We start from the raw sequence: 10369 nt of genomic DNA, 5'->3' as shown, positions 1-10369 counted from the left end.
ACCTATGATACACATGGAAGTATGCTATCGATGCCTCACCTCACTTCCATGGCCTGGGATTTTGCTGACCGGTTACAAACGGCTGACCTGGGGGGTGGGGGAATGGCTTATTATGTGTATGATGCCCAGGGGGATCGCGTACGTAAGGTGATTGAACGTAATGGAGGGGTTAAAGAAGAAAGGAGCTATTTAGGAGGATGGGAAGTGTATCGCAAAAGTCAAAACGGAACGCTGGAACTGGAGCGGGAAACTTTACATATGATGGATGATGAACGGAGGATTGCATTAGTAGACTCTCTGACAGTAGATAATGCAACTATTCTAACCTCTCCCGCCCAGCTCATTCGATATCAGCTTGATAATCATCTCAATTCTGCAGGACTGGAATTGGATGATACTGCTGCCGTTATATCTTATGAGGAGTATTATCCCTTCGGAACTACCAGTTATCGAAGCGGAAGAAGTACCTCTGAAGTTACATTAAAAAGATACCGATATGTTGGCAAGGAGCGGGATGATGAAACGGGCCTTTATTATTATGGAGCCAGGTATTATGCTGGTTGGTTGGCTCGGTTTGTTTCTGTTGATCCGTTAAAAGATGATTATCCTTTTTATACTCCTTATCAATATGCGGGGAATAAGCCGATTACTTTTTTCGATTTAGATGGATTAGAAGAAGCAAAACCAGATGAAAATGTTAATAAAAGACAAGAACCTTCATTTGAGGATGACCCGACGTATGATTATGATGCTTGGACAAGAATAGAAAATGATCAATTCATAAAGCATCTAACAAAATCTGAACTAGAGAGAAATAATAGAAATGCTTTTATAATGTTGGGAACGTCCTTTGTACTAGGCATTGCCATTGGATATGCTCCCGAAGCATACGCATATGTTACTGCAAACCCTTTAGTGGTTGGCTACTATCTTTATGGTGCCGGTTCTTTTACTGTAGGGTTGCTTGATGAATCAGGACAAGTTGAGATTCCTGCAAATCCATTTGATAATTTTGGACGAGGAACAAGATTAGGTATACTAGCACTAAATAGATCAGTTTCAAAAACTAAATTGTTCGGTAAGTCTAAACTGGTCTTCAATAGAATATATGATATTACCTCCGACAAGCTTAACTTCTTTCTAAATAAGATTAATAGAGGGCCGCTAAAAGAAATTGCCAAAAAAAGAGGGGTCGAAAATCTTGCCAAATCCGAATTTAGATCTAATATTTTAAGCCAATTAAATGTAAACGATTCAGAAAGAGGTAGAAAAAGATTATTAGAGTTGATAACTGAAGCCTTCACTGGAGGCAAAGCAGTTAGTGAAAGAGTCACTCAATATGGTACTGAGTTTACAAAACGTGTAGAATTAGTTGATGAGTCTATTGGTTATTATGATGTTTCATTCATTATAAGAAAAGGTGAAGAAATTCCTGAAGTTACTACGATAACATTTCCTAAATTAAATGATCAACTAAAAGAGTATATACAGAAAAGAATAAAAGATTGGAAAAATGTCACAGGAAATTGAAATCCACGAGGTATCGTTAACGGAGTTTAGCAAACAGCCTTATAACAGTGTATTGCTTCATAAACAAAATGATAAAGGCTTTGGCAAGATATTGTTTAATGGTTTTGAGTACTATTTTTCACGGTATAAAAATGATTCTATATCTGAGTCGTTTACATTGTGTACGCATGGAGATTGGATAGCTTTAGCGTCTACATATGAGATTTTCATTTTCTGTAGAAAACATGGTTACCTGCTATTTCGATCTCAGATTGGACATGATTTGATCGTTGATATTGAAAAGATACCGAAAGGGTTTCTTGTGTATTCCGAAATGCAGGTGGATATTATTTTAAAAAATTATCAAGCAGGCTTTCATGTTTATAGGTCAATTCATAAAGGGGAGCTAATAGAAGATGTAGATATAAGTGAGAAGGCTATAACTGTCTTTTTTAGTGATGGTTCTCAACATACAGAATTGATATACTGAGTATAAAGAAGGTATGCAGAAGGTTTAATGCATATAAAGAGCAAAGAGTCAGCATTGTAATGTGGTTCTTTCGGTCAGATTTATATCATAGGACTGGGCCTATAAGTATTATTCCAAAAAGAGAAAAATGGATGTTAGGCATTTACAATACTTTCGAATGCTCTCCTATTAAAATGAAACGTCGCATCGGACTCATGAAAATGAAAAAGCATATAGAGTTTCTAACATCCGCATTAAAAATACTGACTCTTTCATTTCTGAAGATTCTTTAGTCCTCGTTAGCGAAATGAGGGCTGGTTGAGGGAGTTTATCGCAAAAGTCAAAACGGAACGCTGGAACTGGAGTGGGAAACTTTACATATGATGGATGATGAACGGAGGATTGCATTAGTAGACTCTCTGACAGTAGATAATGCCAGTGTTCTAACCTCTCCCGCCCAGCTTATTCGATATCAGCTTGACAATCATCTCAATTCAGCGGGACTGGAATTGGATGATACTGCTGCCGTTATATCTTATGAGGAGTATTATCCCTTCGGAACTACCAGTTATCGAAGCGGAAGAAGTACCTTTGAAGTTACATTAAAAAGATACCGATATGTTGGCAAGGAGCGGGATGATGAAACGGGCTTGTACTATTACGGGGCTAGGTACTATGCCGCTTGGCTGGCGCGTTTTGTGAGTGTGGATCCACTGAAGGATGATTATCCGTTTTATACCCCTTATCAATATGCGGGGAATAAGCCTATTGCTTTTATTGATTTGGATGGTGCCGAGGAGTTTAAACCACCATTAATAGAAAGAGATGCCACAAACATCAATCCAGCCAGGGATAAAATGTTGCAGGTAGAATTGTTTCAAAGACAACAAACGCAGAAACAGCGAGATATTCAGAAGCTTTTATCAGGTAAATGGGCAGATCCTAGAAATGCTCCAAATGCTACGTTTATTGGTCCTGACACTGATACTCGTTCATTTCAAGAGAGAGAACGTCAGAGGAGACGATTTGAAGCACAACAAAATTTTGAGCAATTAAAAAGAGATGTTAGTGCCATTTCTCCTTTTGTAGGGGGTGGGGGCGATTTTGGGTATGGATTTGCTTCAACCACGGCTACCGCTTTTAAAGAAGCTCCATTTGTGGTTCTTCCTGAAATAGGGATTGCACGATTTTCGAGGTTTGTGGGCAGTATAGATGATGCAGTAAGAGCCTCCAGAGGGCTTCAAAATGCCAAATCAAGTACATTGTTTGGTGGTGATGCACTTTCTACTGGTTCAAGAACGGCTTCAACTTTTTCCGAAATAACTGTCAATGCTCCAAGGGGAATTTTAGGTGCTTCTGCAGGAAGCGGATTCAAATTTGGAATTTTAAATTCTGATGAATTAGCTCGAACTGCATTAAGTGGAGAAGGAAAAACTTTCACTCATTTTACAAGCCTGGAAGGTATCGCAGGTATAACTGGAGCTGATGAATCTGTTTTACTTGCTCTTAAACCAGGAGAAGGATTCCTTGTAAATGAACTAAGATTTGCAACTGGCCAAAATACATTTCTTGCAGGAGAACAAGGGAGTATATGTGTTACTGATCTTGGGATAAATGCAAGTGAAGGGGCTTTAGCAAGAATTGGAATCTTCAAAAGTACTGGCAAACAAAGTTTTGCAATTCAATTCACTGAATCAGAAGCTTTTTTTAGTGGTGCTAAGACAACTCTTCAGAAAGAAAATATCTTTACTATTCCTGGAGGAAGTACTATTCAAGGAGTTTTTAAAATCATTAGAACAGGAAATTAATGGATGAATTGAGAATACATGATGTAACGAGAAGGCTTCAATCTAAGGCCGTGGAAGATTATTACGAGACAATAGATGAGGTAAGTAGCTTCTTAACAAAACTTACTAATATTTTATTAGATGATTTCAAGAGTAAAGAGGATTTAGTAAGAGCAGATGTGCTATTTAATTACTTAGGAAGAATTCATAAATCTTTATATGAAAGATTGGAAGGAGAACTCGATTCGAATTCAAGATTTTACTTACTTCTCTTTCTTTGGATGTTGGGTGATAAAAGTATTTTAAATGAATTTCTAAAATTCTCAGATGATGAAGATATAGACAAGTCTTTGCAAGTAATAAATAAACTTAGTGAGGAAAAGGTCGAAAACCTTAAGGAAATACTTTTAAAAAAGCTGGAGAACCCGGACTTTCAAAAACCAGATTATTTAAACGCTATTTTATTAGCAGCAAAAAAAAATAAAGTTGATTTGCCCGATTCATTTTTAAAAATCATTCCAGAAAAACTTCCATGGGGTCTTAAAAACACTTTAGAGCAAGAATTTAATTTAAAATTCTAAGAACCTATAAATAATTTTGTGTATTTGATGTTAACCTACCAATACAAGATACATACTTTTCAGACTTATCCATATTCCATTTATTTGGCAAATGGTGTTTTGCTTTATTATCATATGATAGAAGTAGGGTTGATTGGAGAGGGTATTGATAAAGCGCTGCTCCAACGATACCCTATCCTGCTCAACAAAATGGTTCGCAGCGATGAGGTAGATACTATGATAAAAACTCCCACTTGCTTAAGTATGATCGGAGCATTTACTTAATTCTATAGATCGTGACAAGTTTATGAACTTGCTCGTATGGATTTGATTTTGAAGGAAATCTACTGGAAAGTTCGCGTCAATACGCTAAAGAATACAAAACCACACCGGACTGGTCTGCACTTCCCGGAGCAACCGATGTGATGGCAGTAGCCACTCCCTTATTAGAAAGCGAAACCTTTACTCAGCAGATGCAATATGACGCCCCGAACCGACCGGTGTCCATGACTATGCCGGATAACTCGGTGGTCCGGCCTGCTTATAACGAAGCTAATCTGTTAGAAAACGTAGAAGCTAACCTACGAGGTTCAGGCACAGGGACTTCTTTTGTTACCAACATCGATTACAATGCCAGGGGCCAAAGAGAGAAAATCGCCTATGGCAATGGTAGCCAAACAAAATACACTTACGACCCGAACACCTTCAGACTTACACGACTTCTCACCACAAGAAATACCGGAGCAGACATACTTCAGGGCTTGAACTATGTATTCGATGCAGCAGGAAATATTACAGAGCAGGTGGATAATGCTCAACAAACCATCTTCTTTAACAACGCTCAGGTAGATCCCCATGGCAAATACACCTACGATGCACTCTATCGCTTACTCAAGGCGGAAGGAAGGGAACTGATCGGATTAAACTCAGCTCCGGGCCCGGGAGATATCAACATCAACCCACTTCCTGAAAATACCCAAGCTTTAAGACGTTACACACAGGAATATGAATACGATGAAATCGGTAATATCCTGAAAATGATCCACCAGGCCACCGGGGGAAATTGGACCAGGCATTATCATTATAATTTTGAACAAAACAACTATTTGCTGAGCACCTCACCGGATAATAACCAACCTACAACTGACCAATATACCTATGATACACATGGAAGTATGCTATCGATGCCTCATCTTAATTCTTTGAATTGGGATTTTGCTGATAGATTACAGACGGCTGATCTGGGTGGAGGGGGTATGGCTTATTATGTTTATGATGCCGGAGGAAAGCGCATAAGAAAGGTTATAGAACGAAATGGCGGCATTAAAGAGGAAAGATTTTATTTCGGGGGGTGGGAAGTATTTAGAAAATCTATCAACAATGTTTTAGACACCGAGCGAGAATCATTACACATATTAGATGATCAAAAACGTATTGCCATTATCGATACGTTAACAATTGATGCTCAAAATTCAGTCCCAGCTCCACAAAATCAAATCAGGTACCAACTGGAAAATCATTTGGGTTCGGCGAGTTTGGAACTTGATGATTTGGCTTCAATCATTAGTTATGAAGAATACCATCCTTTTGGAACATCTAGCTACAGAAGTGGAAGAAATAGCGCTGAGACCTCTTTGAAACAATATCGCTATGTTGGTAAAGAACATGATGAGGAAAGTGGACTTTATTATTATGGGGCACGCTATTATGCCAGTTGGTTAATTAGGTTTGTTTCTGTTGATCCCCTTAAGGATGAGTATCCTTATTACACTCCCTATCAATATGCTGGAAATAAGCCGATAACGTTTATTGATTTGGATGGACTGCAGGAAATTAAGCCGGAAGATGCGGCACGCATGAAAAGAAACTTTGATAAACTTTCAAAGGAAAAAAGGCAACAGTTACTACAATCTTTAGATTCAGTGCAGCAGGATTTACAAAGCATCAAGGGTGAACTAGGTTCTATAAAGTCAAGTGCTGAAAAGATTTCGGAAAATCAAGTCGGTGCTTTTTTTAAGGAACTGGGAAAACTGGCTGTCATTGGAATTTTTAGTGTATTAGCTGCTGTTAATGACAACCCAAACCATGCTGGATTTTCTTCAAGGCCTAAGCCAATCACTCAAGAACAAATAGAACGTCAAAAGCTTAGAGAGCAAAACTTACTGAATCCAAAGAAAGTACTAGAGAACACTATCAGAAGTGGATTTGATGCTGGAGAGAACCTTGTTGAGGGAGTGAGTGAAGGTGATGGAAGAAAAGTAGCCAGAGCAGTTCCTTTTATTGCCGAAGTAGCAGGAGGAGTAAAAGCTTTTATTCGACCGGATGCAGGAGATCTAGCTAAAAAGGTTGACGATATTGCCTTAAGCAGGGCAGATAGGTTATCAAACACTCTAGGACAAGAAAAATTTAAAAAGTTAACTGGACCAGATCCAGACAATCCAAATAGATCGTTCGAATCAATACTTGATGAAGTAGAGCAAGGGGTTGCCTCACAAAAGAGTGGGATAATTGATGAGATAAAAGATAGAGCTCCTGGCAATACGGGAGCTGATTTCATTGATATAAGTGGGCAATTACTGGATGTAAAAACAGCAAGTTTAGACTTGATAAGTTCTCCAAAAAAAATAAATAAATTAGTGGGTAAGTTGAAAGCTGACCCAAACTTAAAAATAGGCTTAGACCCAAGATCAATCAGCGATATTGATTTAAACAAAATAATTGATGCATTCAAAGGAACTGGTATCGAAGGTCAAATTAGAGTAATTAATAGAAAATCTTTTTAATAAAATCTTAATGGCTTCACAGACAATAATTTCAGGGTACATTCAATCACTAACCAAATACAATGAAATTAATAAACAGTATATAAGCACCATAGAATTATCAAGCTCTGATAGAATAAAAATAATCGATCAAGAGGTAATAGGTTTTGGCTCTTCACTCTTTCTTTTTGGTGGAATACTGAATCTGAAAAAATCAGAATGGCATGATTACGTAATGTCTTTGGAGCCTCTATTGCTTAAATTAAAGGCATTTACGATTAAGTTGAATTTAGAAAACTCAGAAGATGGTGATATATATATTTATGAATATGTAAACACATCTATTTCAGCTGATAATGTTGGAAAATCATGGAGAAAATATCTGTCTAAGTTTGATGATAACGAATCAGAAGAAGTGAATATTACCCCCAACTAGTAAGTGTTTTGGTCTTGCTCTTCGAACCTAGACATTGCCAGAATACAAGTACGGGTGTGTTTATCAATCTACACATACACTTTGGTAGTCAGATAGTCCAGTGAGATATCAAGAATATAAGCAATGACAATACTTCGTTGCTTGATCGAGGGTATAAGATTTTGAACGTAATGGTGAGGCTAAAGAAGAAAGGTTCTATTTGGGAGGATGGGAAGTGTATCGCAAAAGTCAAAACGGAACGTTGGAACTGGAGCGGGAAACTTTACATATGATGGATGATGAACGGAGGATAGCGTTAGTAGATACCTTGACTTTTGATAGTGGAAACGTTATTATATCTCCTATTCAACTTTTTCGATTTCAGCTTGATAATCATCTCAATTCTGCAGGATTGGAATTGGATGAAACAGCTGCCGTTATTTCTTATGAGGAGTATTATCCCTTCGGTACTACAAGTTATAGGAGTGGAAGAACTAACGCCGAAATTGCATTGAAAAGATATCGATATGTTGGTAAGGAGCGGGATGATGAAACGGGGCTTTATTATTATGGAGCGAGATATTATGCTGGTTGGTTGGCTCGGTTTGTTTCGGTTGATCCATTGGCAGAACAATTCCCCCATCTTACCCCGTTTCAGTATGCGAGTAACGACCCGATTGGTGCCATTGATATTGATGGATTGGAAAGTACCAAAGAACAAGAAAAGAGTAATACAATAGGAAAAGAGAAAGAACAACAAGCAGAAAGTAAGTTAGTACCTGAAGATTTAATCACTGCAAATAGAATAGCAACCGAAGCAATCGCTAGATTCGGAAATAATATTGAAAGAAGTGCCTTCTGGGTTGATGTTTTAAGAGAGCTAGTAGGGATTAATACAGAGCCTAAGCGGAAAAGAACGGAACAAACTGAAGAATTTGTAGCGCAACAAGTAGATAATTTGTATTGGTCAAGTAATGAAAGAAGGTCACAATTTATAACTTTACTAAATCAAATTTATTCTGAGGCCCAATATCTGTCAAAGGTAAATCCCGCTCTATACAATGCCTACAATGAAGCAATCCAATCAGGGGACATTGGTGGTGCTTTGGGGTTAATTTTGGGTAGATCGCTTGAAGTCAGTAAAAGACAGCAAGAGTTTTTCGCATTAAGTTTAATCATAATTGCTTATGGAGCAGCTTTTCCTGCTACAGCTGGTGCTGGTGGAAATGCTACGTCAAGAGGCTTTTTTGTTACAAATCAACGTTTTAGAAATAATTTACTTACAAAGATCACTCCTGAAAGCCTAACCAGTAAATCTATAAACTTTGAGACAATTTCCTCTGCAGAAGTACTGGAACAAGTAATCGCCAGAGGGCAAGCTGACAGGGTTATTGGAAACTACTCAATTGATTTAATAGCGAACAGGTCTGCCAACAAATATATTGTAAACGGATTTAATGTCAATTTGCGAGCAGGAGCCTCTGAAAGTGTATCAGGAATTAAAAGCGTTCTAGCTGAACTTGAATCAGAAGCGTTAGCTTCTGGAGCAAATAAGTTTATTTTTAGACTTCATGCAGTAAGAAATCCTTCTTTTGCCTCTGAAAGATTATGGAATTTATTAGGGTATTCGTTCAAAAACGAGGGAGGAAATATTATAACGGTGACAAAACTTTTAAAATAGATTATTTGATGAAACAAAATATAGTTTTTAAAAGACTCAAGAAATTCGATACGGGATCCTTATTCGAAATAGACGACAGCAATCAAAGCATACGTTATGAAAAAAGCTTAACCTTTTTTGAAAGTTATCTATTGCTAGCACAAGATAATAAAACTAAAAAAATTCTATACAGCAATATTGAATATGTTTTGGTGGATAAGTTGTCACTACTCCAATTACAAAAGTCAGAATTTTCGAATGAAAAATATCACTTTTCAATCTTGCTAGTATCAGAAAATGAAAAGGATGAAATAGTTGTATATTCATCTAATGATTATGTAGTATTGAGCGAAATTTTCCGTCTGTATAAAATCGGAATAGAAACTCTGAATAGTTTAAAGCAAAATTCATAAAATAACTACTTTACTTCGAGCCTATAAATGATTTTGTTTAGTTGGTATTTACCAACCAATACAAGGCATATATTTTTAAGACTTATCCATATTCCATTTATTTGGCAAATGATGTTTTGCTTTACTACCATATGATAGAAGTAGGGTTAATTAGAGAGGGTATTGATAAAGCGCTGCTCCAGCGATATCTTCTCCAGCTCAACAAACTGGTACGTGGCGATGGGGCATATATTATGATAAAAACCCCCACTGTCTTAAGTATGATCGGAGCTTTTACTTAGGTCTATAGATCGTGACAAGTTTATGAACTTGCTCGGATGGATTTGATTTTAAAGGAAATCTACTGGAAAGTTCGCGTCAATACGCTAAAGAATACAAAACCACACCGGACTGGTCTGCACTTCCCGGAGCAACCGATGTGATGGCAGTAGCCACCCCCTTATTAGAAAGCGAAACCTTTACTCAGCAGATGCAATATGACGCCCTGAACCGATCGGTGTCCATGACTATGCCGGATAACTCGGTGGTCCGGCCTGCTTATAACGAAGCCAATCTGTTAGAAAACGTAGAAGCTAACCTACGAGGTTCAGGCACAGCGACTTCTTTTGTTACCAACATTGATTACAATGCCAGGGGCCAAAGAGAGAAAATCGTCTATGGAAATGGCAGCCAAACAAAATACACTTACGACCCGAACACCTTCAGACTTACACGACTTCTCACCACAAGAAATACCGGAGCAGACATACTTCAGGACTTGAACTATGTATTCGATGCAGCAGGAAATATTACAG

Annotated in this window: 10 protein-coding genes; all 10 read left to right on the top strand. The window is 37.7% G+C overall.

The window, feature by feature from the left end; genetic code table 11:
• Nucleotides 1–48: 48 nt before the first annotated feature.
• On the top strand, nucleotides 49–1530 hold the full coding sequence (locus FNH22_RS31390) for an RHS repeat domain-containing protein (RefSeq protein ID WP_221420393.1): 1482 nt from the start codon (nucleotides 49–51) through the stop codon (nucleotides 1528–1530).
• On the top strand, nucleotides 1514–1999 hold the full coding sequence (locus tag FNH22_RS31385; RefSeq protein ID WP_143402498.1) for a hypothetical protein: 486 nt from the start codon (nucleotides 1514–1516) through the stop codon (nucleotides 1997–1999). Before FNH22_RS31390 ends, FNH22_RS31385 begins: the two co-directional genes overlap by 17 nt.
• A gap of 359 nt (nucleotides 2000–2358) precedes the next feature.
• Nucleotides 2359–3786 carry an RHS repeat domain-containing protein gene (locus tag FNH22_RS31380; protein WP_143402497.1) on the top strand — a complete coding sequence of 476 codons (1428 nt, stop codon included), beginning with the start codon at nucleotides 2359–2361 and terminating at the stop codon, nucleotides 3784–3786.
• Nucleotides 3786–4346: a hypothetical protein gene (locus FNH22_RS31375; RefSeq protein WP_143402496.1), complete on the top strand. Its 561-nt coding sequence runs from the start codon at nucleotides 3786–3788 to the stop codon at nucleotides 4344–4346. The genes FNH22_RS31380 and FNH22_RS31375 overlap by 1 nt, the downstream gene beginning before the upstream one ends.
• A gap of 27 nt (nucleotides 4347–4373) precedes the next feature.
• Entirely contained in the window at nucleotides 4374–4610 is a 237-nt protein-coding gene (locus FNH22_RS31370; protein ID WP_143402495.1) for a hypothetical protein, read from the top strand.
• Nucleotides 4611–5086: 476 nt separating this feature from the next.
• Complete coding sequence (locus FNH22_RS31365; RefSeq protein WP_185154529.1) at nucleotides 5087–7108, top strand: RHS repeat domain-containing protein; 2022 nt, start codon at nucleotides 5087–5089, stop codon at nucleotides 7106–7108.
• A 10-nt stretch (nucleotides 7109–7118) separates the two neighbouring features.
• A complete protein-coding gene (locus FNH22_RS31360; RefSeq protein WP_143402493.1) occupies nucleotides 7119–7523 on the top strand; it encodes a hypothetical protein in 405 nt (134 codons plus the stop codon).
• A gap of 199 nt (nucleotides 7524–7722) precedes the next feature.
• Nucleotides 7723–9183: an RHS repeat domain-containing protein gene (locus FNH22_RS31355; protein ID WP_143402492.1), complete on the top strand. Its 1461-nt coding sequence runs from the start codon at nucleotides 7723–7725 to the stop codon at nucleotides 9181–9183.
• Nucleotides 9184–9191: 8 nt separating this feature from the next.
• On the top strand, nucleotides 9192–9575 hold the full coding sequence (locus FNH22_RS31350; protein ID WP_143402491.1) for a hypothetical protein: 384 nt from the start codon (nucleotides 9192–9194) through the stop codon (nucleotides 9573–9575).
• 421 nt (nucleotides 9576–9996) lie between these two features.
• A partial coding sequence (locus FNH22_RS31345; protein WP_143402490.1) for a hypothetical protein occupies nucleotides 9997–10369 on the top strand: 373 nt, incomplete at its 3' end.

Origin of the sequence: Fulvivirga sp. M361 (genome assembly GCF_007097395.1) — a bacterium.
GTDB lineage: Bacteria > Bacteroidota > Bacteroidia > Cytophagales > Cyclobacteriaceae > Fulvivirga.
Note: the sequence above shows the minus strand (reverse complement) of the source record. Positions and strands in the feature narration are given on the sequence as shown.